This is a genomic window from Winslowiella sp. 2C04, assembly GCF_050037805.1.
GTDB classification, from domain to species: domain Bacteria; phylum Pseudomonadota; class Gammaproteobacteria; order Enterobacterales; family Enterobacteriaceae; genus Erwinia; species Erwinia toletana_A.
Window position 1 is genome coordinate 1,882,862 of sequence record NZ_CP188300.1, and the last position, 25,285, is coordinate 1,908,146.

Genomic DNA, 25,285 nt, shown 5'->3' on the forward strand with positions numbered 1-25,285 from the left:
GCGGGCCGTTACAGATTTATTTTTGAACGTTGGCCCGCTTGATGCATTGAAGGAATATCTGGCGTGACTGATACCGGTTATTCTGCCGGATATAATACCGTGCCAGCCAGTTTGCCGTAGGCGGAATTCATCGATTTTTGCCGATTAGAATGGCCAATCAGTGAACTCAGTTCTTCCATGCGCGCCTGCAACAGCCGCTTGATTTCTGCTTCGTTATCCAGCAGATGACGCAGCACCGGACGCAGCTGATCCTGAGTATGAGAAGGCACAGGCTGCTGCCGGGTTAGCTGGCTTAATTTTTCGACCGCACTGACATAATTAACTTCCATATCAATTAATTCTTCCCATTTTCCCTCGCTGGCCAGGCGTAACACCGACTGGCTGAGAGATAACAGCTGTTGGTAAATCGTGAACAAGTGCGGTGCAATATTCATTAAATCGCGTCCTGAACCAGGGCTTTAGAAGTGGACACCTCTTTCCAGGCATCGGCAATATTGCGCAGTAAGGCTTCGACTTCTTCAATTGCCGCAACATCATTATGCAGATTGGCCTGTAACAGGCGACGCGTCATATAGCTATACAGCGCGGATAAATTATCGGCCAGCTCATCGCCGCTGCTGTCATCCAGCCCCATTTTCAGTCCGTTATCAATAATATTGATCGCTTTTGACAAGGATTCGCCCTTACCCGGCTGGTTGCCGTCCTGCAAAAACAGGCGGGCGCGCACCAGTGCGCTTAACGCGCCGTCGAATAACAGTGTCATTAACTGGTCGGAACTGGCGCTCATGACGGCGCTTTCCAGGCCGACTTTGGCATAAGCTTTGGTACCGCTTGCGCTATACATTATGTCCTCTCTTATGACGAGCTGCTGGAAGAGCTGTTTGACGTGGTGAACTGTGAGGCTAAATAGTTGCTGGTACTGTTCAGCTTGTTCATCAGCACGTCCAGTTGGGTGAACTGCTCTTTGTAACGGGCGATGGCATCATTAATACTGTCGTTAGTTTTATTGTACTGCGCGGTCAGCGACTTCAGGGTTTGACTGACGCCATTGGTGGCGTTGGTCAGGATCCCGTCGGTAGCCAGGTAGCGGGTAATGGAGTTATTGATGGTGGTGCTAATACCGGTGCTTTTGCCGTCACCATTAATCATCGCCATCACGCCTTTGGCGTCGTTTGACAGCGCCGTCGAGAGCTTATCGCTGTCCAGCACCAGTTTGCCGGTGGTCGGATTCGAGGTAATACCAATCTGCGACAGGGTTTTATAAGTCGATGAGCTGGCGGCGTTAGTCAGCTGATTCTTAAGCTGGGTCTGAATGGTGCGCAGGGTGCTGTCGCCGAGCAGTGCACCGTTGCTGCTGCTCTGTTCTTCGGCACCGGCATCTACCGCGGTATAAGCGGTCAGATTACTGAAGCTGTCCTGCAATGCGTTATAGGCATCCACCCAGGCTTTAATTGCCGTGCTGGCCTTTGAGGTGTCTTTGGCAATCGTCAGCGACTGGGTATCAGTGGTTTTATTCAGTAGCGTTAAGGTTACGCCTTGCGGCGCATCAGTAATGGTATTGCTTTCGCGCTCAATATCGACACCATTAACCGACAGCAGGGCGTTTTGCGCGCTGACGGTCTGCGACATGCCGTTGCTGCTGGTGCTGGCATCATAACCTATAAAACTTTGCAGTTTAGCGTCACCGCTGACGCTAAGCGTCATGGCATTTTTCTCGCCGGTTTCGGCGGAGGTTACCACCAACTGATAGTTTTTATCATCTACTTTGATAATGCTGGCGTTTACGCTGCTATCAGCATTATTAATCGCATCGCGGATACCGGTCAGGGTGCTCTGTGCATCGGTCAGCTCAATTTCCAGCGGTTTCTCTTGTCCTGGCTGGCTGATGGTCAGCGTACGGGTGCCGGCGCCGCTGGTGCCCAGATTGCTGGTGCTGCTGTCAACTTTGCCGGAAAGCAATGACTGCGCCTGCGCCAGTTGGGTAACCGCAACGGAATATTTACCGGTCGCTGCGCCAGCTTCAGTGGTGGCGGTAAATGCGTCGGTGGCGCTGCTGGTGGCGGTGGTGCTCTGGAAAATCGCGTTGGTATTGATCGCCGAGTTGGCGGTCTGGAAGCTGGTCAGCGCGCTTTTCAGTGAACCATAAGCGCTCAGCTTGGCGGTATACGCTGATTGTTGGGTGGAAATCGGCGTCAGGCGTCCTTTTTCCGCGGTAGTCAGATTGGTTAACAGCGTATCCAGCGGCAGCCCGGATCCAATACCCATTGAAGAGATGGAAGCCATAACAGTCCTTATTTTATTCGGGTGTGAAAGTACTCGGTTTATCGGCACAACATCCGGGAAGTTTACAAATTTTTTTTCCCGTCAATAAACGGAACAGCGACCGTGGAGAAGGGCATTTCCTGGCATTAGGATTTGAAGCAGCGAGGAGGTCAGCGGCAGAAATAAATTGTGTCTGAGAGTGAAATTTTTCTAAAGGTTAGCGGGCGGACGCCGATAGAGGGTTAGACGGCGATAAAGCCGAGGGCAACAGCCCAAACCTAACCGAGTAGAATGAAAGGATATTATCATGGCACAAGTTATTAACACTAACAGCCTGTCGCTGTTGACCCAGAACAACATGAACAAATCACAGTCCGCACTGAGCACCTCTATTGAGCGTCTCTCTTCCGGTCTGCGTATCAACAGCGCAAAAGACGACGCTGCGGGTCAGGCGATTGCCAACCGTTTTACCTCTAACATTAAAGGTCTGACTCAGGCTGCGCGTAACGCTAATGATGGTATCTCAGTGGCTCAGACCACCGAAGGTTCACTGTCTGAAATTAACAATAACTTACAGCGTATCCGTGAACTGACCGTTCAGGCAACTAACGGCACCAACTCTGATTCTGATCTGACTTCCATTCAGGATGAAATCACTTCCCGTCTGAGCGAAATTGACCGCGTATCCGGCCAGACTCAGTTTAACGGCGTGAAAGTGCTGGCTTCTGATAACACTATGAAAATTCAGGTCGGCGCTAACGATGGTGAAACCATCTCTATCGACCTGCAGAAAATTGATTCCAAAAGCCTCGGCTTAAATGGTTTCAATGTCAACGGCGCACAGAAAGTGACCGGCAGCCAGTTAATTTCTGAGTTTAAAGCAACCGGTACTGATAACTATAAAGTGGGTGCAGACACCTTCAACGTCAATGTTGATAGCGGTGCGGTGACGAAAGGTGGCGATGCTCAGTATATCGGTGCTGCTGATGGTAAATTTACCAATAGTGCAACGACTGATAACGCTGCCGCCATTGATGATGCTGTCGATTTAGCAAGTAAACTGGCAGATAAAAAATCTGGCGATGTCGTCTCTTACAACGGTATGGATCTGACTTTAACCGCTGATGCTGATGATAAGGGTAACGCCAGCTTTAAAACTACCGTAGACGGTAAAGACGTTAACATGACCACTACAGGGAGCACCGCTGCTGCTGGTACTGGCGCTACTTTGGGTGGAACGGCTCTTTATACCAATGCTGTTTCTGGCCAGCTGACCACTTCAGCTACCCAGGATAACCGCGCAGCGAAAATGTCCGATCTGGATCTGCAAGGTGCGAAAAAAGACGGCAGCACCCTGAAAATAAATGGCAAGCAGTACGATGTCAACGCAACTGGCGATCAAGTGACTGCGAAATTTGACGACGGCACCGGTACTATGGTTGATAAAACCGTTTATATGGGTCGTACCGAAGCCGGTGCTGCAACCCTGATCAATGAAGATGCGGCTAAAGCACAGCAGTCTACTGCAAATCCACTGGAAGCACTGGATGACGCTATCAGCAAAATCGACAAATTCCGTTCAAGCCTGGGTGCAGTGCAGAACCGTCTGGATTCTGCGATCACCAACCTGAACAACACCACCACCAACCTGTCATCTGCACAGTCCCGTATTCAGGATGCTGATTACGCAACTGAAGTTTCCAATATGTCCAAAGCGCAGATTCTGCAGCAGGCAGGTAACTCAGTGCTGTCTAAAGCTAACCAGGTTCCACAGCAGGTTCTGTCTCTGCTGCAGGGCTAATTGGCCACGCGGTACGCGTAACACTGTTTAAACCCTGCTTCGGCAGGGTTTTTTGCTGATAATCCACCAGAAAAATTCCACCGATCCCGCTGCGATAACCCTGATAAGACCCTCGGCCTGCTCGATAACACTAAGCCGAATTAACCCGCTTTTTTATCCCTATTCACTCAATCGATATTGCTACAGAAACGGATAATTATGCCGATAACTCAATAACGCAGGGTAGTCAGAGTGAGCGATCTATATACCGCCGAAGGCGTGATGGATAAACATTCGCTGTGGCAGCGATACGTGCCGCTGGTGCGCCATGAAGCGTTGCGCCTGCAGGTGCGTCTGCCCGCCAGTGTCGAGCTGGACGATCTGCTGCAAGCCGGAGGTATCGGGCTGTTAAATGCCGTCGATCGTTTTGATGCGTTGCACGGTACCGCCTTCACCACCTATGCGGTGCAGCGCATTCGCGGCGCGATGCTGGATGAACTGCGCAGTCGCGACTGGGCCCCCCGCAGCGTACGCCGCAACGCGCGCGAAGTGGCCGGGGCGATGCAACAGGTAGAGCAGTCACTGGGGAGAGCGGCCACCGAGCAGGAGGTTGCCGGACAGCTGAATGTCTCGATGGAAGAGTACCGGCAGATCCTGCTGGATACTAACAATAGCCAGCTTTTTTCCTACGACGAGTATCGCGAAGAGCACGGCGATAGCGCGGAGCTGGTGACAGAAGGGCATGAAGAAGCCAACCCGCTGCATCAGCTGATGGAAGGGAATCTGCGCGATCGGGTCATCGAAGCGATCGAGGGGTTACCCGATCGCGAAAAGATGGTGCTGACACTGTATTACCAGGAAGAGCTGAATCTGAAAGAGATTGGCGCGGTGCTGGAAGTCGGGGAATCCCGCGTCAGCCAACTGCACAGTCAGGCGATAAAACGCTTGCGCACCCGGTTAACGGCAGCGCGCTGACAGAGTCAGTTCTCGCTTTCAAAATTTTAACCGGGGAATCTCATATGGTATCCAAAACTAAAACAAGGCCATTAAGCCGATATCTGAAAGACTATAAACACAGCCAGAGCAACTGCTCGCACTGCGACAAAGTGCTGGATCGCATGGCGCTGGTCTTTCGCGGCCAGGTAATCAATAAAGAAGCCATCGTGCGGATGGATCAGTTGATCGACGAGCAGGTGTGGCAAAAACTGCAAAGTGAGTTGACGGCGCTGTGCCGCTTTTGCAGTGATATTTACTGCAACAGCCAGCCTAACTATTTCGATATCATGGCGTTTAAACAATATCTGTTTGAGCAAACTGAGATGAGCCACAGCACCATTCGTGAGTATGTGGTGCGCCTGCGTCGCCTCGACGATATGCTGTCGGCACGTAATTTCCCGGCGGATAAGCTGCGCGGTAATAGCTGGCATGCATGCCTGGAACAAGATCTGCCGGATGCCGGGCAAAACAACTATCGTATTGCGCTGCGCAAGTACGATCAGTTCCTTGGCTGGCAACGTAATTAGCCAACATATTAAATCGGAGATGACCATTCGGTCATCTTCTGTAAAACTACAGGGATAACTGAAAAAGCTTTCGCTGGAGGCTACGTTGTCCTTACATCACCTTATGCAGTTCCCCCGTCTTGAATTTATCGGCGCACCGACGCCGCTGGAACATTTGCCACGTCTTTCCGACTACCTTGGCCGCGATATTTTTATTAAACGTGACGATGTCACGCCGGTCGCGCTTGGCGGTAATAAACTGAGAAAACTCGAATTCCTTGCCGCTGATGCGCTGCGTCAGGGAGCCGATGTGCTGGTGACAGCCGGTGCCATTCAGTCCAATCACGTGCGTCAGACTGCCGCGGTAGCCGCAAAGCTTGGGCTGAAATGCGTGGCGCTACTGGAAAATCCGATCGCCACCGAAGCGGAAAACTACCTGACCAATGGGAATCGCCTGTTACTGTCATTGATGGACACCGAAATCGTCATGGTTGATGCTCTGCATGCGCCGGACAGCCAGCTGGAACAGCAGGCCACGCTGCTGGAAGCGCAAGGATTTCGTCCATATGTGGTGCCGGTCGGGGGATCGAATGCGCTCGGTGCGCTGGGTTACGTTGAGTGCGCGCAGGAAATTGCCCATCAGATTGAAGGGATAACGGATATTGCGGCGGTGGTAGTGGCTTCGGGCAGTGCCGGAACCCATGCCGGGCTGGCGGTTGGGCTGGAGCAGTTGTTACCGGATACCGAGTTGGTAGGTGTCACCGTCTCACGTAAGGTTGCCCATCAGCTGCCAAAAGTGCAAAGCCTGCAACAGTCGGTGGCGCAGTCGCTGACCCTCAGCGCCTCGGCAGAAATTACCCTGTGGGATGACTACTTTGCCCCGCAGTACGGCGTGCCGAATGAAGAGGGCATCGAAGCGATAAAACTGCTGGCGCGGCTGGAAGGCATCATGCTTGACCCGGTGTATACCGGCAAAGCGATGGCAGGTTTGATTGATGGGATTGCGCAGCAGCGCTTCCGCCGCGAAGGGCCAATTGTGTTTGTTCACACCGGTGGTGCGCCGGCGTTATTTGCTTATCATCCTTCGGTCTAAGTCGTCGCCGAAAAAGCGTTTATAATCCGGACGATATTATTGCTGGAAACTTTTGGAATCGGTGGCAAAAGCCGCCCTTACCTGTGATAACGGTGCTGAAAACCGCACCGTTATCGACTTATAGCAAAGCATAAACTCACAATAATGGGGTCGATATGAACTTCTCTCTGGTACGTCGCCAACTGGTGATGGGTGTGATGGCAGTGGCGCTGGTGGCGGGTTTTAATGCCAACACCTTCGCGGCGGAAAATCTGCTGAATAAAGTGAAACAGCGCGGTACGCTGCTGGTCGGTCTGGAAGGAACTTACCCGCCGTTCAGCTTCCAGGATGAAAACGGCAAGCTGGCCGGTTTTGAAGTCGACTTCGCCAATGCCCTGGCGCAGCACCTCGGTCTGAAAGCCGATCTGAAACCGACCAAATGGGACGGAATGCTGGCTTCGTTAGATTCCAAGCGCATCGACGTGGTGATCAATCAGGTTACCCTGTCTGACGAGCGCAAAAAGAAATATGACTTCTCCACTCCTTACACCGTTTCCGGTATTCAGGCGCTGACCAAAAAAGATAACGCCGGTAGCATCACCAAACCTGAAGATCTGAATGGTAAAAAAGTCGGTGTTGGCCTCGGTTCTAACTACGAGCAGTGGCTGCGTGAAAACGTCAAAGATGCTGATGTGCGCACCTATGATGACGATCCAACCAAATATCAGGATCTGCGCGTTGGCCGTATCGATGCGATTCTGGTTGACCGCCTGGCGGCACTGGATCTGGTGAAGAAAACCGGTGGTACGCTGGCGGTTGCTGGCCCGGCATTCTCGCGTCAGGAGTCCGGCGTGGCTGTGCGTAAAGGCAATGAAGATCTGGTGAAGGCGATTGATGCCGCCATCGCAGAGATGCAGAAAGATGGTACGCTCACTAAACTGTCTGATAAATGGTTTGGCGCGGACGTTACTAAATAATGCAAGATAGTATTCAACTGGTGCTGGATTCAGCACCTTTTTTATTGAAAGGTGCCGTTTTTACTCTGCAACTGAGTATTGGCGGCATGTTCTTTGGCCTGCTGCTCGGTTTTATCCTGGCACTGATGCGCCTGTCCACCTTCTGGCCAGCCCGCTGGCTGTCACGGTTCTACGTCTCAATATTTCGCGGCACACCGCTGATCGCACAGCTGTTTATGATCTACTACGGCCTGCCGCAGTTTGGTATTGAGCTGGATCCGATTCCTTCGGCAATGATTGGCCTGTCGCTCAACACCGCGGCTTACGCTTCTGAATCGCTACGTGGCGCGATCTCTTCCATCGAACGCGGACAGTGGGAAGCGGCCGCCAGTATTGGTATGACGCGCTGGCAAACAATGCGCCGGGTGATTCTGCCGCAGGCAGCGCGCACCGCATTACCACCGCTCGGCAACAGCTTTATCAGTCTGGTGAAAGATACCTCGCTGGCGGCCACCATTCAGGTGCCAGAACTGTTCCGACAGGCGCAGCTGATTACCTCGCGCACGCTGGAAGTGTTTACCATGTACCTTGCGGCATCACTGATTTACTGGGTGATGGCAACGCTGTTATCGGTGTTGCAGAACAAGCTGGAAAATCACGTTAATCGTCAGGATCGGGAGTCAAAATGAGCGCCATCGAAGTCAGCAAACTGGTGAAGCAGTTTAATGGTCAGACGGTGTTGCATGGCATCGATCTGTCCGTCAGTTCCGGTGAAGTGGTGGCGATTATTGGCCCAAGCGGATCGGGTAAAACCACCTTACTGCGCAGTATTAATCTGCTGGAAGAACCGGATAGCGGCACCATTAAAGTTGGCGATATCTTAATTGATGCTAATCAGCCGCTGAGTAAACAGCAACAACAGGTGCGCCGTTTACGTCAGCAGGTCGGCTTTGTCTTCCAGAGCTTTAATCTGTTCCCACACCGCTCGGTGCTGCAAAACATTATTGAAGGGCCGGTTATCGTTAAAGGTGAGCCGAAGGCAGAAGCGATTGCTCGCGCACGCCAGCTGCTGGAGAAAGTCGGCCTGCACGGTAAAGAAGACAGCTACCCGCGCCGTCTGTCTGGCGGCCAGCAGCAGCGTGTGGCGATTGCGCGCGCGCTGGCGATGCGGCCTGAAGTGATTCTGTTTGATGAGCCGACCTCGGCGCTGGACCCGGAGCTGGTAGGGGAAGTGCTGAATACCATTCGGGCGCTGGCAGAAGAGAAGCGCACATTGGTGATTGTGACGCATGAGATGAGCTTCGCCCGTGATGTCGCCGACCGCGCGATCTTTATGGATCAGGGAAAGATTGTCGAACAAGGCCCGGCCAAAGCACTTTTCTCTCATCCGCAGCAGGAACGCACCCGTCAGTTTCTCGATAAATTCCTCAATAATTAATCGCCTTACTTATGCGGTTACATTCGGCTTGCTGACGCTAGCCGGGCAGGGAAGCCCGGAACTGGCCCGCTAAGCGAATTATAATATTAAAAAGACCGCGCCTCTGGCACGCTGCCTGACGCGAAAATAAAGTATCGCGTCTACAAGGATGAACATATGCCGGTTAACGGGACAAATAACGGCGGCAAACTGTTGCCCGTCACAGGGATAAATCTGCCTGGTGCTTCTCCGCTCCAGACCAGTGATACGCTGAGCACGGTCATTCAAACCAGTAATACCCCGCTGTCATTGCCCAAAACAGACCGATCCGCCACGCAATATTCTCTGCCTGCACCACAAACATTGGCGCCAACTGCGACATTTTCAGCCAAATTAGCCTTGGTCGAGGCGCTCGAGGAGTGGCAACAGCTTGCGGTTATTTATCCCGCTGAAGAAAACGTGCAGGATTTTTTTCTCGCCAGAGGTGTAACCAGTGCTCATCATTATGTCTACGGAGCAGGAGTTAATGAGAAGGGAAAAAACTTTATCGAAAGTTTTCGACAAAGAAACCAGCCGGTAGTGATCTGTTCATTACAGCAGGCGCTGAATGACTGGCAAAAAATGACCATTGAGGAAAGAAAGATTTGCTCCGTCAGATACTTCGCCAGGTCACGCGGCATTGACAGTAAATACTTCGGTACGCTGGCTAATATCGAAGCTGGCGTGTCCGGGCGGGGGAAAAAGCTGACGGAGCAGCAGTCGAGTAAAAATATTCCGCTCAGAGATCTCAGCCCAATGCGCAATGCCCTGGCGCTACGCTGCTGGCTGAAGCTGGAGCCAGAACAACGTAAGCTGATTGGTATCAAAAATTTCGCACAATGTGTTGACGTCAGCTGGTCGATGTTCAGGCGCTGCGCCAGCCTGTTCAGTAAATCGGCAACCGGCCTGACGCCGTATGGTGAAAAATTTTATCGTAAATATTACGGGATAATGAACGCGCTGCTGAACTGGCAGAAAGCGGTTGCCACGCAGCCGCAGACAGTGACGCTGGCACAGTTTGCAGGCGATCACGAGATAAAACTCACCACCCTGATGAGATGTGCCGACAGGAATGGCCTGACTGAACTGGGCTTAGCCTTTTGCCGACTGGCTGAAACAGACTGCATGCAGCAAAGCGTCAGAACATGGCTTAATAGCATGGGTTCAGGCACCTCATCACCAGATTCGCCGATTGTTGCCATTAAGCAGGAACCGGATGACGGTTTGCTGGCAGAGAGCTGCTGGGAACCGCAGCGCTATCGGCTGATACTGAAATTAAATGACGCCGCGCCACTGCTGCTTGACCCGAATAATCCCGAACGCAGCCTGACCGCTGAACGAATTAAACCAGCAGGCTGGAAAATCTATCCATCCGTTGAGCTGGAAGCCTGTCTGAAAACCAAAGGAAAGCAGGTCAGAAATCAGTTTATGGCGAAGGCTAACCGTTTCGCCAGCCGGTTAATTGCAAGTGACGGTAGCCAGCAAATAAAAACCTTCGATAAATATCTCAGTCGCCCGTTGCAACAGTTTATCCCCTCCGAAACTGAGCCAGCAGACGACCGGCCCGCGCCGTGGGGGCTGGGTATTTTTGCTGAGACTTCAATTCCCGCCCTGACGATTTTGGGCGGATACAGTGGCGTGCTGCTTGATTCTGAAGAGCAAATTGCACGCGAAAATCGCGCAATTGGCTGCCAGCGCAACCTTGGTTATAGCTGGACGCTGCCGGCTGATGCTGAAGGGCACGCGGTGATTGTTTCGGCTTTTCGGCACTCGAATCGTCTGGCGTTGATCAATACCAATCAAATGCATCAACTGCCGCCGCTAAATGAAGCGGGCATCGCGGGGGCCGCAGGAAATAATATTGCTCTGTTGTTTATCGACGACCTAATCCCGCTGTATGTCACCATCAAACCGGTGAAGAAAGGGCAGCAATTACTGGTGGATTATGGACCAGGCTACGATCCGCTGGATATTAAAAAGGAAACCTCTGTTGTTGAGGCAAAAACCACGGCAGGATTAAAGCCTCAGCCGGCTGAACGGTCGGAGCCGTCAACAAAAAGACGCCGTGTTTAGTGGGAAGCCTGGCCGCCAGCAATGCGTGCCGACGGCCAGACCGCAGTGGTGTTAGCCGATAGTCATCAGGCTGGCATTACCGCCTGCTGCTGCGGTATTGACGCTGAGCGAGCGCTCGATTAACAGGCGTTCCAGCAGCAGATTGGTTTCACCGCGGGCAAAGCCTTGCACCGAGACAATGGCACCTTCGCGAGCGGCGACACTGGCGCACAGCTCACGCAGCTGATCGGCATCGCCGTGATAAATCACCGCCTCAATGTGTTCGCCCTTCGCAAGGACATCTGCTGCAAAGTCGATATGGCGTTGTACTGCTTCAGGCAAACGCCCGAACAACTGACGATACTCTGGTTGCTGCGGCCATAACGCGCGGCTGCCGACACTGGTGACGGCGGCCAGCTGCACCAGGCGGTCGCGGTCATTATCCGCCAGGCACAGCACGCGTTCACGTGGCAGCAGGGCAAAGCTGTTGCGCTCGCCGGTTGGACCCGGCAACAGGCGCAGCGTACCGGCCTGCGCCAGCTGGCCAAAGCGCTGACTTACCGCTGTCAGTTCTGGTTGCTGCTGGCTTATCCATGCCGTCAGTGCCTGATGGGCCTGCTGCAACGTTGGGCGCAGCGCGGCATCCAGCGGACGCTCGCTATCCTGTCGGTCCAGCGTAATCTGCAGCGCGTCATCGGGACGATGCGACAGCAGACGATACAGATAGAGCGGACCACCGGCTTTTGGTCCGGTGCCGGACAGACCTTCACCACCAAACGGCTGCACGCCAACCACTGCGCCGACCATATTGCGGTTGACGTAAAGGTTGCCGACTTTGGCATTTTGCGTCACCTGATTAATGGTTTCATCGATGCGGGTGTGAACGCCAAGCGTCAGGCCATAACCCGAAGCGTTAATCTGCTCAATCAGCGCTGGCAGAGTATTGCGGCTAAAGCGCACCACGTGCAGCACCGGGCCAAAGATCTCTTTATCCAGGTCTTCGACCGCATTCAGCTCAATCAGCGTTGGCATCACAAAAGTGCCTTGCGCCCACTCTTTGCTGTCCTGACGATTTTCCTGCGCCGCCTGGTACACTTTCAGACCTTTGCTGCGCATCGCCTGAATATGGCGGTCGATATTCTCTTTTGCTTCACGATCGATGACCGGGCCGATATCCGTTGAGAGGCGTTCCGGATTGCCCATACGGCATTCCGCCATCGCACCGCGCAGCATTTTTAGCGTGTGTTCAGCAACATCTTCCTGGATACACAGCAGTCGCAGTGCCGAGCAGCGCTGGCCGGCGCTGTCAAACGCGGAGGCGACGATATCCACCACCACCTGTTCGGACAGTGCAGAAGAGTCGACGATCATCGCGTTCATGCCGCCGGTTTCCGCCACCAGCGGTGTAGGGCGGCCCTGTGGATCAAGGCGTCCGGCAATATTACGTTGCAGCAGAGTGGCAACGGCGGTTGAGCCGGTAAACATCACGCCGCGCACGCGATCATCGCCGGTCAGCTGTGCACCGACGGTTTCACCGCGCCCTGGTAACAGCTGAATGGCACCCAGTGGAACGCCCGCATCCAGCAGGATTTGAATCGCCTGGGCGGCAATCAGCGGCGTCTGTTCTGCCGGTTTAGCCAGCACGCTATTACCGGCGGCCAGCGCGGCGGCGATTTGCCCGGTAAAGATCGCCAGCGGGAAGTTCCATGGGCTGATGCAGACGACCGGCCCCAGCGGGCGATGGGTTTCATTGTCGAAATCATCGCGTACCTGACCGGCGTAGTAGTGCAGGAAGTCAACGGCTTCACGTACTTCTGCAATCGCGTTGCTGAAGGTTTTACCGGCTTCGCGCACCAGAATACCAATCAGATGTTGCATCTGGCCTTCCATCAGGATGGCGGCACGCTCAAGGATCGCCGCGCGCTCCTGCGGCGGTGTGGCAAACCAAATCGGGCCGGCGTTAACGGCCGCATCCAGCGCGATGGACACTTCCTGTTCGCTGGCCTCACGCACTTCACCCACCACATCCGTCGGCTCTGCCGGGTTGATAATCGGCTGGGTTTCACCGCTGGCCAACTCACCGTCAATCATCGGCTGTGCCAGCCACGGTTGTGAGGCGCTATTCAGCAGTGCGCTGGAGAGCGACGCCAGACGATGTTCATTGGCCAGATCCAGCCCGGCAGAGTTTTGACGTTTGCTGCCGTACAGATCGCGCGGCAATGGAATTTTCGGATGTGGCAACCCTATTGCGCCTTCCGTCGCCGCCAGTTTCTCGACGGCTGAAACCGGATCGGCCACCAGATCCTCAATCTGCAAGGTTTTATCGGCGATACGATTAACAAATGAAGTGTTGGCCCCGTTTTCCAGCAGGCGACGCACCAGATAGGCCAGTAGCGTTTCGTGGGTGCCGACCGGTGCATAGATACGACAAGGGCGGTTCAGTTTGCCGTCGGCGACTTTGCCCACCACTTGCTCATACAGCGGTTCGCCCATGCCATGCAGGCACTGGAACTCATACTGACCTGGATAATAGTTATTGCCCGCCAGCTGATAAATCGCTGCGAGGGTTTGTGCATTATGAGTAGCAAACTGTGGATAGATCAGATTAGGCACCGCCAGCAGTTTGCGGGCGCAGGCGAGGTAGGAGACGTCGGTATACACCTTGCGGGTATACACCGGATATCCCTCCAGGCCTTCCATCTGGGCGCGTTTGATTTCGCTATCCCAGTATGCGCCTTTTACCAGACGAATCATCAGACGGCGGCGGCTGCGCTGGGCCAGATCGATCAGTGAGTCAATCACGAACGGACAGCGTTTCAGATAGGCCTGGATCACGAAGCCAATACCGTTCCAGCCCTCCAGTTCCGGTTCGAAGCACAGTTTTTCCAGCAAATCTAATGACAGCTCCAGGCGGTCTGCCTCTTCAGCATCAATATTAATGCCGATATCGTAACTGCGCGCCAGTAAAGTCAGCGATTTAAGGATCGGATAAAGCTCTTCCATCACCCGCTCATACTGCGCGCGGCTGTAGCGCGGGTGCAGCGCCGAGAGTTTGATTGAAATCCCCGGGCCTTCATAAATGCCACGGCCATTGGAGGCTTTGCCAATGGCGTGAATCGCCTGCTGATACGAGAGCAGATAGGCTTTGGCATCTTCGGCGGTCAGTGCGGCTTCACCCAGCATATCGTAAGAGTAGCGGAAACCTTTCTCTTCCAGCTTGCGCGCATTGGCCAGCGCCTCAGCGATGGTTTCGCCGGTAACGAACTGTTCACCCATCAGGCGCATCGCCATATCCACACCTTTGCGGATTAACGGCTCGCCGCTTTTACCAATAATGCGGTTAAGCGAGTGTGACAGGCTGGCTTCATTGTGCGTTGCCACCAGCCTTCCGGTGAACAACAGTCCCCAGGTGGTGGCATTAACAAACAGCGACGGGCTGCGTCCGAGATGTGACTGCCAGTTACCGTTACTGATTTTGTCGCGAATCAACGCATCGCGCGTCGGCTTGTCGGGAATGCGCAGTAATGCTTCGGCGAGGCACATCAACGCCACGCCTTCCTGCGAGGAGAGTGAGAACTCTTGTAGCAGGCTTTGCACCATGCCAGCGCGTCCGCTTGCCCCTTTCTGGTGCCGAAGCTTATCGGCCAGCGAGTAAGCCAGCTGATGAGTTTTCTCCGCCAGTGCGGCAGGCAGGCGCGCCTGTTCCAGCATCATCGGTACTGCTTCGGTCTCCGGGCGACGCCATGCGGAGGTAATCGCCGCACGCGTGACCGACTGCGGTAAAATGTGTTCAGCGAAGTCGAGGAATGGCTGATGCGTCTCTTCTGTCGGCAGCGCATCGCCCTCATTAATCTGGCTGTCGGTGGCGATCTCAGGCAGGGCATCATCCCGTTCAAGATGAGCTAAATAGTTGAATATGGCCTGTTTTATTAGCCAATGCGGCGTGCGATCAATTTTCTGTGCGGCCAGTTTGATACGATCGCGTGTGGCTTCATCGAGCTTTACACCCATGGTGGTTGTTGCCATGCCCTGAACACTCCTCAAATAGATTACCAGGCTAATGAGCTGCAATATCACTTATGTTGCAACTAAGTGCAACCGTGTTAATTGTGACCCAGCTGGCATTGTGAAAAATCACTTAAATGTTAACACTGCCAAAGCGGCATGCTTATTGCTGCAAAAAGCTCGCCAGTTGATTAAGTCTCGTAAACACCTGGTTTTATCAGGGTTGTTACGGGGTGCAACCATTGGTTTTGTGATCGGGTGCAACCTCTGGACTTTTAGCGAACGTTTACAGGTGAACTGGGGGTAACGGATGTGTTAAATCCATTGTGCGCAGAAAACGTTTCCGGCAGGATACCGCGCCTCGGGGTAAACAGATGTGACGCCGCCACGTTCCGGTGGTGTAAAGGGTAAAAATAATGGCTCTGCAAAAATCGATAATAAATGGAGAAACAGGATGACTGTAAGTACACCGATGATGGTGACCTTTATCGTTTATATACTTGGCATGGTGTTGATCGGCTTTATTGCTTACCGCTCAACAAAAAACTTTGATGATTATATTCTGGGCGGCCGCAGTCTGGGGAGTGTAGTGACTGCGCTATCGGCCGGTGCCTCGGATATGAGCGGCTGGTTGCTGATGGGCCTGCCTGGCGCCATTTTTATCTCCGGTATTTCCGAGAGCTGGATTGCCATCGGCCTGACTATCGGTGCCTGGCTGAACTGGAAGATTGTCGCCGGCAGACTGCGCGTTCAGACCGAGCATCATAATAACGCGCTGACGCTGCCGGACTTCTTCTCCAGCCGGTTTGAAGATAACAGCAAGCTGCTGCGGGTGATCTCGGCAATTATCATTCTGGTATTTTTCACCATTTACTGTGCTTCCGGTGTGGTTGCCGGAGCACGACTGTTTGAAAGTACTTTTGGCATGAGTTACGAAACCGCGCTGTGGGCCGGTGCGGCGGCGACTATCGTCTACACCTTTATTGGCGGTTTTCTTGCGGTCAGCTGGACCGACACCGTGCAGGCCAGCCTGATGCTGTTTGCACTGATCCTGACGCCGGTAATGGTGATTTTCGCGGTGGGGGGATTCAGCGATTCGCTTAAAGTGATTGAGGCCAAAAGCATTGAGAACATTGATATGCTGAAAGGGCTAAACTTTGTCGCCGTGGTTTCGCTGCTGGGCTGGGGACTGGGCTACTTTGGCCAGCCGCATATCCTGGCTCGATTTATGGCGGCCGATTCCCATCGTTCAATTCGCACCGCGCGTCGTATTGGTATGGCGTGGATGATTCTGTGCCTGGCAGGTGCGGTAGCGGTTGGCTTCTTTGGTATTGCTTACTTCCAGAACAACCCGGCCCAGGCGGCTGGCGTGTCGGATAACGCCGAGCGTATCTTTATCGAGCTGGCGCGCATTCTGTTCAATCCATGGATTGCCGGGATTCTGCTGTCAGCGATTCTGGCAGCGGTGATGTCGACGCTGAGCTGTCAGCTGCTGGTGTGCTCCAGTGCACTGACGGAAGATCTGTACAAAAGCTTCCTGCGTAAAAAAGCCAGTCAGCGCGAGCTGGTGTGGGTCGGTCGCCTGATGGTATTGCTGGTGGCGGTCGTCGCTATCGCGCTGGCCTCCGATCCGAACAACCGGGTATTGGGTCTGGTCAGCTATGCCTGGGCGGGCTTTGGCGCGGCCTTTGGGCCGGTAGTTCTGTTTGCGGTGTGCTGGTCGCGTACCACGCGTAACGGCGCGCTGGCTGGGATGGTTGTCGGTGCCGCAACGGTACTGATCTGGAAACATTACGCCTGGCTGGGGCTGTACGAAATCATTCCTGGCTTCGCCTTCGCCTGTATCGCCATTGTGCTGGTGAGCCTGATGGGGCGTGCGCCGTCCAAAGCTGCGCTGCAGCGGTTTGCTGCGGCTGAAGCGGAATATAAAGCGGATTGATCTGCTGCCGGTGAGCCGTTTCCGCTCCCGTTGTTCTGTTCTGTCAGGGGCAAACCCGCGCCCCAGTTAAAGGCCCCACGTTGTGGGGTTTTTTTTGCTTTGTACCCCAGCAAATCAACAAAATTACGCGACCACCTCTTGTATTTTATTTGGCGATAATGATAATCGATATCGTTTCTGCTTTACGCTTCTTTACTCTCATTGACCGCGTTTCACATTTAAGGTGGCAGGCATGTTCGTTCCTTTTCTTATTATGCTGCGTGAAGGATTGGAGGCGGCGCTGATTGTCAGCCTGATTGCCAGCTACCTGAAGCGCACTCAGCGCGCGAAATGGTTTCCTGCCATGTGGGCCGGGGTAGTTATCGCCGTGGCGCTCTGTCTGGCGGTGGGAGTATTTATCAATGAAACCACCGGTGAGTTTCCACAGAAACAGCAGGAGCTGTTTGAAGGGTTAGTGGCGCTGGTGGCGGTCTGCATTCTGACCTGGATGGTATTCTGGATGCGCAAAGTGTCGCGCAACGTCAAAGCGCAGCTGGAAGACGCCGTTGATCACGCATTACAACGCGGCAGCAGTAATGGCTGGGCACTGGTGCTGATGGTGTTCCTTGCCGTCGCCCGGGAAGGGCTGGAATCGGTATTTTTCCTGCTGGCGGCTTTCCAGCAGGATGTCGGTATTGCGCCGCCAATTGGTGCGGTATTGGGCCTCGCTACCGCGGTAGTGTTGGGTATGCTGCTCTATTGGGGTGGCGTGCGCCTTAATCTGGCGAAGTTTTTTAAATGGAGCAGCCTGCTTATTCTGTTTGTCGCCGCCGGGCTGGCCGCCGGAGCGATTCGCGCTTTTCACGAAGCGGGCCTGTGGAATCATTTTCAGGCTGTCGCCTTTGATCTCAGTAACACGCTTTCCACTCATACGCTGTTTGGCACCTTACTCGAAGGCATTCTCGGGTATCAGGAGACGCCAACCGTCAGTGAGGTGGCCGTGTACTTTATCTATCTGATTCCGGCGCTGCTGCTGTTCTTTCTGCCAGCACGTCCTGCGGCTTCAGCGGCGAGTTCATCGCGCTAAGCCAGCTGAATGCGCGTCTGCTGACGCGCAGTTAAATGACCTTTAAAGGGAAATAATATGACTACTCGTTTTCGCCGTAAGGCGCTGTATGTCGCGCTGCTGGCGGTGTCTGCTGCATCCACAGCACTACAAGCTGCTGACGTTCCGCAGGTAAAAATTAGCGTTAACGATAAGCAGTGCGATCCAATGACGTTAACGGTAAATGCCGGTAAAACCCAATTCATCATCAAAAATGACAGTCAGAAAGGGCTGGAGTGGGAAATCCTCAAAGGGGTGATGGTGGTGGAAGAGCGGGAAAATATTGCGCCGGGTTTTAGCCAGAAAATGACCGCTAATCTGGAAGCGGGCGAATATGAGATGACCTGCGGCCTGCTCAGCAACCCGAAAGGCAAACTGATTGTTAAGGCTAACGGCGTGCAGCCAAACAACGGCAAGCCAGATGTACTGCAACTGGTTGGCCCGATTGCCGAATATAAAGTGTATGTCACCAAAGAAGTGAATCAGCTGGTAGCCAGCACTAAAGCCTTTACCGATGCGGTAAAAGCCGGAGATGTCGAAAAAGCGAAGGCGCTGTTTGCACCGACGCGTCAGCATTATGAGCGTATTGAGCCGATTGCTGAACTGTTTTCCGACCTCGACGGCAGCATTGATGCGCGTGAAGATGACTACGAGAAAAAAGCGCAGGATCCTGAGTTCACCGGTTTCCACCGCCTGGAGAAAGCGCTGTTTGCCGACAACACCACCAAAGGCATGGATGAGTACGCTGACCGCTTATATAAAGACACGCTGGATCTGCAAACCCGCATCAGCGAACTGGCATTTCCGCCGGGTAAAGTGGTTGGTGGCGCAGCCGGCCTGATTGAAGAGGTGGCTGCCAGTAAGATTTCCGGTGAGGAAGATCGTTACAGCCGCACCGACCTGTGGGACTTCCGCGCTAACGTCGATGGCGCACAAAAAATCGTCAGCCTGCTGCGGCCGCTGCTGGAAAAAGCGAATCCGCAACTGTTGGCGAAAATCGATGCTAACTTCAAAAAAGTCGACGCTATTCTTGACAAATATCGCACTGAGCAGGGCTATCAGCCATACGATAAATTAACGACTGCCGATCGTAATGCGTTAAAAGGTCCGATTACGGCACTGGCCGAGGATCTTTCGCTGCTGCGCGGTACTTTAGGTCTGGATTAATCAGAAATGGCAAAACAGGATGATGCGGCGCTGCCGTCGCGTCGGCGATTACTGAAAGGGATGGGCATCCTGAGTGGTGCTCTGGCTGTCGGTGGCGGCTGTCCGGTGGCCGCCGCGACGGCGAAACAGCAGCAGACTTTTTCACCCGGCGCGTTGCCGCCCAACGCGCGTAGCGAAGAGCAGCCTTTCTACGGCACTCACCAGGCCGGCATCGTTACGCCGCAACAGGCGGCAATGATGCTGGTGGCTTTTGACGTGCTGGCCAGTGATAAAAACGATCTGCGGCGGCTGTTTACGCTGCTGACACAGCGCATAGCCTTTTTAACCAAAGGGGGTAAAGCGCCGCTGGTGACCAATCCGCAGTTGCCGCCGATGGACTCTGGGATCCTCGGTGACACGATCTTTCCTGATAATCTCACCATTACCGTGTCGCTGGGCAGCTCGCTGTTTGATGAGCGCTTCGGTCTGGCACATCTTAAGCCGCTGAAGCTGCAAACCATGACGCGTTTTCCTAACGATGCGCTGGATGCCCGCCTGTGTCATGGCGATCTGCTGCTGCAGATTTGCGCCAACACTAACGATACGGTGATTCACGCACTGCGCGATATCATCAAGCATTCGCCGGATTTGCTCAGTGTGCGCTGGCGTCGCGAAGGGTTTATCTCCAATCATGCGGCGCGCAGTCAAGGTAAAGAGACGCCGATTAATCTGCTGGGCTTTAAAGACGGCACTGCTAACCCTGATACTGCCGATCGGCCACTAATGGACAATATTTTGTGGGTGGGGGCCGGGCAGGGTGAACCGGACTGGACGCACGGCGGCAGTTATCAGGCAGTGCGGATTATTCAGTTCCGCGTCGAATTCTGGGACCGCACGCCGCTGAGTGAGCAGCAGACCATATTTGGCCGCGAAAAACACAGCGGTGCACCTCTGGGGATGCAGAATGAGCACGATGTGCCGGACTACAGCAACGATCCGGATGGTGAAGTGATTTCGCTGGATGCGCATATCCGGCTGGCCAATCCACGCAGTGCGGCAACGCAAAGTAGCCTGATGTTGCGTCGCGGCTACAGCTATTCGCTGGGTGTTTCTCAGTCAGGCCAGCTGGAAATGGGATTACTGTTTGTTTGCTATCAGCATGATTTAGAAAAAGGTTTTCTGGCAGTGCAGCAACGCCTGAACGGTGAGGCGCTGGAAGAGTATATCAAGCCGGTTGGCGGCGGTTATTTTTTCGCTTTGCCGGGTGTGGTCGATGAGAAACATTATCTGGCGCAGGCGCTACTTGAGGCCTGATATTTATTATTCTGGCTGCTTTGACAGGCTATTTATTAATCAAATCTGGCGGCTGCGTTCGCAAGCCGCCAACTATTTTTAGCAAATTATCCAGCCGCTTCGCTTGGGGTATTTAATTTTAACTGCATGATTTTTATCAGCAAAACATTTAATGCCTATTGCCGCAATGGTAATAAGCTCTTTTTTACTGCGGGCGAAGTAAAATAATTGTTGCATTCAACTGAAGATCTGTTGCACTTTAATCACAGCGGTAGTCAGATGTGTTTAAGTTTCACCATGGAGATCGCGAATGGGAAAAGTTGTTCATGGATACTCAAATCTCAATACCTTTTTAAGCGCTTTTCCTCGCGAGGGTGTTTCTCTCTCAATAATATTCTCTTCTTTTTTCTCTTTCCAGACGCTTTATCAAAACGTTACTCGTTTTCCGGTGCGTAATACGCTCTGGCCTCTGTACGCACTTTTTTCAATGGCTATTCAAGGCTTAAAAGGAAGCCAAAACCTCTAAAGCGTTCACGTAATCGCCTCTCTGCTGAAAGAGAAGCGGGAAATGAAACCAACTGTAAGGTGCCACTATGGGAAGACAGAAAGCAGTGATCAAAGCTCGTCGTGAAGCAAAACGTGTGCTTCGTAGCGATTCACGCAGTCATCGTCAGCGTGAAGAAGAATCGGTCACCTCGCTGGTGCAAATGGGTGGGCTGGACTCTATTGGTATGGCGCGCGACTCGCGCGATCACTCACCGATTGAAGCCAGGAATGAAGCTCAGGCACACTATCTCCATGCCATAGAAAAGAAACAACTGATCTTCGCGACCGGTGAAGCAGGTTGCGGTAAAACCTGGATCAGTGCTGCGAAAGCGGCAGAGGCCCTGATTCACAAGGATGTCGAAAGGATTATTGTTACGCGTCCGGTACTGCAAGCGGATGAAGACCTGGGCTTTTTGCCCGGTGATATTTCAGAGAAATTCGCACCGTATTTCCGGCCAGTGTATGACGTTCTGGTTAAACGTCTGGGTTCTTCCTTTATGCAATATTGCCTGCGACCTGAAATCGGTAAGGTCGAAATTGCGCCCTTTGCCTACATGCGCGGGCGCACCTTTGAAAACGCCGTGGTGATCCTTGATGAGGCGCAAAACGTCACCGCCGCCCAGATGAAAATGTTCCTGACCCGCCTTGGGGAAAACGTGACGGTTATCGTCAACGGTGATATCACCCAGTGTGACTTACCGTCTAACGTGCAGTCAGGCCTCAGCGATGCATTAGCGCGCTTTGAGGAAGATGAGATGATTGGCATCGTGCGTTTTGGGAAAAATGATTGTGTGCGTTCGCTGCTCTGTCAGCGCACGCTGCACGCTTATAGTTGAGTGAGTTAATCTGTAGCCGCAAAAGCCCGGCCTCACGTCCGGGCTTTTTTTTACACGATATTTCAGCCGCTGTCAGTGAAACAAAATCTGATTAATCACATTGTTAAAAAGTCTGATTCTGTAAGAAACGATCAACAAGAGCATGTAACTTGTCTTTTGCAACTTTATGAGAGAGGAAAGTTCATGCCACCGCTAAGCGTAACAAATTCCAGTGTGCCGATTAATAGCCATTCTCGTTCGATTTATGAAAGCGTTAAGCCAGCTTCTCCGGAACATCAAAACGTCAAAAAATTATTGGGCCAGCCGCCGGATAATAAAATGCTGCGGCCTCTGCCGGCAAATTTGGCGGTCGCATTCCAGACAAATAATGCTGAGGCATTAAAAAACTATATGGAGGAAAAAAATCTGCAGGTGTTATCTTTAGCCGTGACGACGGATAACAAAGTCAGTGCTGTTTTTACCCTTAGCTATCTGGGGCGTAATGATGGCTTTAGTATGGAGCAGTCCCATATTGAAATCAGCGATGCTCTGCCACAGACGCTGAATAGTTGTGCAGCATTCGAAGATTTTTTCAGTTGCTTGCAAACATCCGCAGAGAACGGCAATCTCAAACAATTTACCAGCATTGAGCATCCTGCGCCGAAATTATCCGGGAGTAACGCGGATAATATTACTACGACAGTAAACGGCCAGGAGTTTATTTTAACCGGTGAGCAGAGGGAAGAATTGGATGGGTTACTTGCTCCCTGGATGAAACTGGATGAAGAATTAAAAGAATTAAAACGTCTGATGGCGGAAATGCCTGATGGTCATCACCGCACCCGTGAGCAGCATGATTTATATGCCAGATTAATGGCAGAAGGGTATCAAAAGAAAATTTTATATGATGCACTGGATGATAAATTGGTCAGGCTGACACAACAATGGATGCCGGTAGATAACGAACGTTAACCACAGCGTTTCAGGTTGATAACTGCTATCTTCAAAAACAAAAAAGCCCGAACCGAAGTTCGAGCTTTTTTATCGAATATGGCGGTGAGAGAGGGGTTCGAACCCTCGATACGTTGCCGTATACACACTTTCCAGGCGTGCTCCTTCAGCCACTCGGACACCTCACCAATTTTTTGTTATCCCGTAAGGGCTAACGGGGCGCTACTATAGGGAGTCGCAGGGAAACGGTCAAGAAGATTTTTTCCCTTTCGTTATATTCGGTTAAGCTGTAACCAGCTGAGATTGCGCAGCAGAAAATAGCCCCACAAATGTGGGGCATAATTATTATTGATTCAGTGATTTAACCCGGTTGGCATAGCTTTTACGCAGCTTTTGTAATTTTGGTGGAATCACCGCCATACAATAACCATTTTGCTGACCACGACCGCTCCAGTAATCCTGATGATAGTTCTCCGCCGGATACCATTCGCCGCTTTCTATTGTCGTCACCACTGGCTGCTGATGATCCTGCTGGGCGCGCTGAATAGCCGCCTCGGCTTCCTGACGTTGTGCCTCATCAGCAGGGAAAATCGCCGAACGATATTGCGTGCCGATATCATTGCCCTGGCGGTTCAGCTGTGTCGGATCATGGGTGGCAAAGCTGATATCAAGCAGATCGCCGTAATTAAGTTTTTCCGGGTCAAAACCAATGCGGATACCTTCCGCATGACCGGTGGTGCCGGTGCACACGTCTTCATAAGTTGGGTTAGCGGTGTGACCACCGATATATCCGCTTTCAACGGTCTCCACGCCGATCACATCTTTAAATACTGCCTCAGTACACCAGAAACAGCCGCCTGCAATCGTTGCGTATTCAATAGCCATGCTCAAACTCCCGAATGGTGATCGCTTATCCTGTTAGTGACAGGATAAGCACTCTGGATAAATCTGTTATCACATTGTAGTCGCAGAGGGAAGCTGACCACCAGGCACTGGATGCTGTCCGGGGTCATCATAGCAAATGCCACTCAACAGCCAGCGGCGTTACAGCGAGGCCTCAGGTTTACGTCCCAGTACCCGTTGATACTCTTGCCGTGCGGTGTTTTCGGAAAATTCTCCCGACCATTTGGCGATCACCACGGTAGCGACGCTATTGCCAATGGTGTTGCAGGTGGCAATTGCCATCGACATAAAACGGTAAACACCAAACAGCAGTGCCAGCCCCTCAACCGGCAGGTGCCCCACGGTGGTAACGGTGGCGGCAAACACCACAAAACTGCCGCCGGAAACTGCCGCTGCACCTTTTGAGGTCAATAACATAATTACCAGCACGCCGAGCTGCTGTTCCCAGCTCATCGGCACGCCATAAGCATTGGCGATAAACAGCACGCACATCGACATATAAATTGAGGTGCCATCAAGATTGAAGGCATAACCGGTCGGCAGCACCAGACCAACGCTCTGACGCGAGCAGCCAAAGCGCTCGAGTTTTTGCAGCAGGCGGGGCAGAGCGCTTTCGGAAGACGCAGTACCAATAACAATAAAGATTTCATCTTTAATGTACTGCAAAAAGCGCCACAGGCTGAAACCGCACAGCCGACACACCGTGCCAAGCACCACAAAAATAAAGAGGATTACCACGCTGTAGAACATCATTACCAGGTTGGCCAGCGACAGTAATACTGCCGAGCCGTTACTGCCAACGGCATAGGCGACTGAACCGAAGGCGCCCAACGGCGCAAGACGCATAATCAGGTTAATAAATTCGAAGAAGCACTCGGAGATACGGTTGATACCGTCTTCGATCACCACCCGGCGCTCTTGCTTCAGCGCCAGCAGACCAAAACCGAACAGCACCGCAATAATCAGCACCTGCAACAGCTGTCCTCCGGCGAAGGCACCAATAAAGTTATCCGGAAAAATACTCTGGATAAACTCCAGCGTGCCGCCAGGAACATGGCCTTTGGCGATGGCGGCGGTAGCGGCCGCCGTAGTGCCCGAGGTGGCATGTGCACCATACATGTCGGCACCGATATTCAACAGGTTACCGCTGACCAGCCCCAGCAACAGTGCCAGCGTGGAGATAACTTCAAAATAGATCAGCGCGCGTAAACCCACCTTGCCGACCTGTTTGATATTGCCCGCTGAAGCAATACCGTGCACCACGGTAAAGAAGATCAGCGGCGCGACGGCGGTTTTGATCAACTTAAGAAAGATATCACCGAGTATTTTAAATTTTTCCGCGGTTTCAGGGAAAATAAAGCCAAAACCGATACCGATAATCATCGCGGCAATCACCTGAAATGTCAGGTCATGCCAGAAAGGTTTTTTTGCTGTAGAGGACATGGTATTGATCTCTTTTTTTATCAGCAGTGTAGGGTCGCCAGAGGCCTGATGACAGGCAGCCTCTGGCTGAGAGTCAGCGC

At 52.8% G+C, this 25,285-nt stretch carries 21 protein-coding genes and 1 tRNA gene; 15 read left to right on the forward strand and 7 right to left on the reverse strand.

Annotated features, from left to right (window positions below; all coding sequences use genetic code 11):
* Window positions 1–77 precede the first annotated feature (77 nt).
* From fliT to fliD, 3 genes are read right to left on the reverse strand one after another with little or no spacing between them, the layout of a single operon-like run.
* Entirely contained in the window at window positions 78–434 is a 357-nt protein-coding gene (gene fliT / locus ACP3TC_RS08360) for a flagella biosynthesis regulatory protein FliT (RefSeq protein WP_426818000.1), read from the reverse strand.
* Window positions 434–844 (reverse strand): flagellar export chaperone FliS, encoded by a 411-nt coding sequence (gene fliS / locus ACP3TC_RS08365; RefSeq protein ID WP_426818001.1) that lies wholly within the window; start codon window positions 842–844, stop codon window positions 434–436. The genes fliT and fliS overlap by 1 nt, the downstream gene beginning before the upstream one ends.
* Before the next feature lie 11 nt (window positions 845–855).
* Window positions 856–2,283 carry a flagellar filament capping protein FliD gene (gene fliD / locus ACP3TC_RS08370; RefSeq protein ID WP_426818002.1) on the reverse strand — a complete coding sequence of 476 codons (1,428 nt, stop codon included), beginning with the start codon at window positions 2,281–2,283 and terminating at the stop codon, window positions 856–858.
* A 286-nt stretch (window positions 2,284–2,569) separates the two neighbouring features.
* On the opposite strand from fliD, the gene ACP3TC_RS08375 reads away from it, so the two are divergent.
* From ACP3TC_RS08375 to ACP3TC_RS08410, 8 genes are all read left to right on the forward strand, one after another.
* Window positions 2,570–4,063: a flagellin gene (locus ACP3TC_RS08375; RefSeq protein WP_426818003.1), complete on the forward strand. Its 1,494-nt coding sequence runs from the start codon at window positions 2,570–2,572 to the stop codon at window positions 4,061–4,063.
* 231 nt (window positions 4,064–4,294) lie between these two features.
* A complete protein-coding gene (locus ACP3TC_RS08380; protein ID WP_313852447.1) occupies window positions 4,295–5,017 on the forward strand; it encodes an RNA polymerase sigma factor FliA in 723 nt (240 codons plus the stop codon).
* Between the two features lie 44 nt (window positions 5,018–5,061).
* Window positions 5,062–5,565 (forward strand): flagella biosynthesis regulatory protein FliZ, encoded by a 504-nt coding sequence (fliZ, locus tag ACP3TC_RS08385; RefSeq protein ID WP_426818004.1) that lies wholly within the window; start codon window positions 5,062–5,064, stop codon window positions 5,563–5,565.
* A gap of 85 nt (window positions 5,566–5,650) precedes the next feature.
* Window positions 5,651–6,637: a D-cysteine desulfhydrase gene (locus tag ACP3TC_RS08390; protein ID WP_426818005.1), complete on the forward strand. Its 987-nt coding sequence runs from the start codon at window positions 5,651–5,653 to the stop codon at window positions 6,635–6,637.
* A 155-nt stretch (window positions 6,638–6,792) separates the two neighbouring features.
* Complete coding sequence (gene tcyJ, locus ACP3TC_RS08395) at window positions 6,793–7,593, forward strand: cystine ABC transporter substrate-binding protein (RefSeq protein ID WP_313852444.1); 801 nt, start codon at window positions 6,793–6,795, stop codon at window positions 7,591–7,593.
* On the forward strand, window positions 7,593–8,261 hold the full coding sequence (tcyL, locus tag ACP3TC_RS08400; RefSeq protein WP_313852443.1) for a cystine ABC transporter permease: 669 nt from the start codon (window positions 7,593–7,595) through the stop codon (window positions 8,259–8,261). Before tcyJ ends, tcyL begins: the two co-directional genes overlap by 1 nt.
* Window positions 8,258–9,010 carry an L-cystine ABC transporter ATP-binding protein TcyN gene (tcyN, locus tag ACP3TC_RS08405; protein WP_313852442.1) on the forward strand — a complete coding sequence of 251 codons (753 nt, stop codon included), beginning with the start codon at window positions 8,258–8,260 and terminating at the stop codon, window positions 9,008–9,010. The genes tcyL and tcyN overlap by 4 nt, the downstream gene beginning before the upstream one ends.
* A 156-nt stretch (window positions 9,011–9,166) precedes the next feature.
* Complete coding sequence (locus ACP3TC_RS08410; protein ID WP_426818006.1) at window positions 9,167–11,101, forward strand: hypothetical protein; 1,935 nt, start codon at window positions 9,167–9,169, stop codon at window positions 11,099–11,101.
* Between the two features lie 51 nt (window positions 11,102–11,152).
* On the opposite strand, the gene putA is transcribed toward ACP3TC_RS08410, so the two are convergent.
* The gene (gene putA / locus ACP3TC_RS08415; protein WP_426818007.1) at window positions 11,153–15,106 is read right to left on the reverse strand and encodes a trifunctional transcriptional regulator/proline dehydrogenase/L-glutamate gamma-semialdehyde dehydrogenase; all 3,954 of its coding nucleotides are present in this window, start codon (window positions 15,104–15,106) and stop codon (window positions 11,153–11,155) included.
* A gap of 433 nt (window positions 15,107–15,539) precedes the next feature.
* Between putA and putP the strand changes: the two genes are divergently transcribed.
* The 7 genes from putP (at window position 15,540) to ACP3TC_RS08450 (ending at window position 22,880) form a co-directional block, all read left to right on the forward strand.
* On the forward strand, window positions 15,540–17,024 hold the full coding sequence (putP, locus tag ACP3TC_RS08420; protein ID WP_313852438.1) for a sodium/proline symporter PutP: 1,485 nt from the start codon (window positions 15,540–15,542) through the stop codon (window positions 17,022–17,024).
* A gap of 232 nt (window positions 17,025–17,256) precedes the next feature.
* Window positions 17,257–18,090: an iron uptake transporter permease EfeU gene (gene efeU / locus ACP3TC_RS08425; protein ID WP_313852437.1), complete on the forward strand. Its 834-nt coding sequence runs from the start codon at window positions 17,257–17,259 to the stop codon at window positions 18,088–18,090.
* A gap of 57 nt (window positions 18,091–18,147) precedes the next feature.
* Complete coding sequence (gene efeO, locus ACP3TC_RS08430; protein ID WP_426818008.1) at window positions 18,148–19,275, forward strand: iron uptake system protein EfeO; 1,128 nt, start codon at window positions 18,148–18,150, stop codon at window positions 19,273–19,275.
* A gap of 6 nt (window positions 19,276–19,281) precedes the next feature.
* Window positions 19,282–20,568, forward strand: a complete 1,287-nt coding sequence (efeB, locus tag ACP3TC_RS08435) for an iron uptake transporter deferrochelatase/peroxidase subunit (RefSeq protein ID WP_426818009.1) — start codon at window positions 19,282–19,284, stop codon at window positions 20,566–20,568.
* 289 nt (window positions 20,569–20,857) lie between these two features.
* Window positions 20,858–21,073, forward strand: a complete 216-nt coding sequence (locus ACP3TC_RS08440) for a hypothetical protein (protein WP_426818010.1) — start codon at window positions 20,858–20,860, stop codon at window positions 21,071–21,073.
* Window positions 21,074–21,140: 67 nt separating this feature from the next.
* The gene (gene phoH / locus ACP3TC_RS08445) at window positions 21,141–21,929 is read left to right on the forward strand and encodes a phosphate starvation-inducible protein PhoH (protein WP_313852431.1); all 789 of its coding nucleotides are present in this window, start codon (window positions 21,141–21,143) and stop codon (window positions 21,927–21,929) included.
* 75 nt (window positions 21,930–22,004) lie between these two features.
* Complete coding sequence (locus ACP3TC_RS08450; protein WP_313852430.1) at window positions 22,005–22,880, forward strand: hypothetical protein; 876 nt, start codon at window positions 22,005–22,007, stop codon at window positions 22,878–22,880.
* Between the two features lie 79 nt (window positions 22,881–22,959).
* Here ACP3TC_RS08450 and ACP3TC_RS08455 read toward each other — a convergent pair.
* The 3 genes from ACP3TC_RS08455 to ACP3TC_RS08465 form a co-directional block, all read right to left on the reverse strand.
* Window positions 22,960–23,047, reverse strand: a tRNA-Ser gene (locus tag ACP3TC_RS08455).
* Window positions 23,048–23,204: 157 nt separating this feature from the next.
* Entirely contained in the window at window positions 23,205–23,744 is a 540-nt protein-coding gene (msrA, locus tag ACP3TC_RS08460) for a peptide-methionine (S)-S-oxide reductase MsrA (protein ID WP_313852429.1), read from the reverse strand.
* A gap of 159 nt (window positions 23,745–23,903) precedes the next feature.
* Window positions 23,904–25,205, reverse strand: a complete 1,302-nt coding sequence (locus ACP3TC_RS08465) for a cation:dicarboxylate symporter family transporter (protein WP_313852428.1) — start codon at window positions 25,203–25,205, stop codon at window positions 23,904–23,906.
* Window positions 25,206–25,285: the final 80 nt, after the last annotated feature.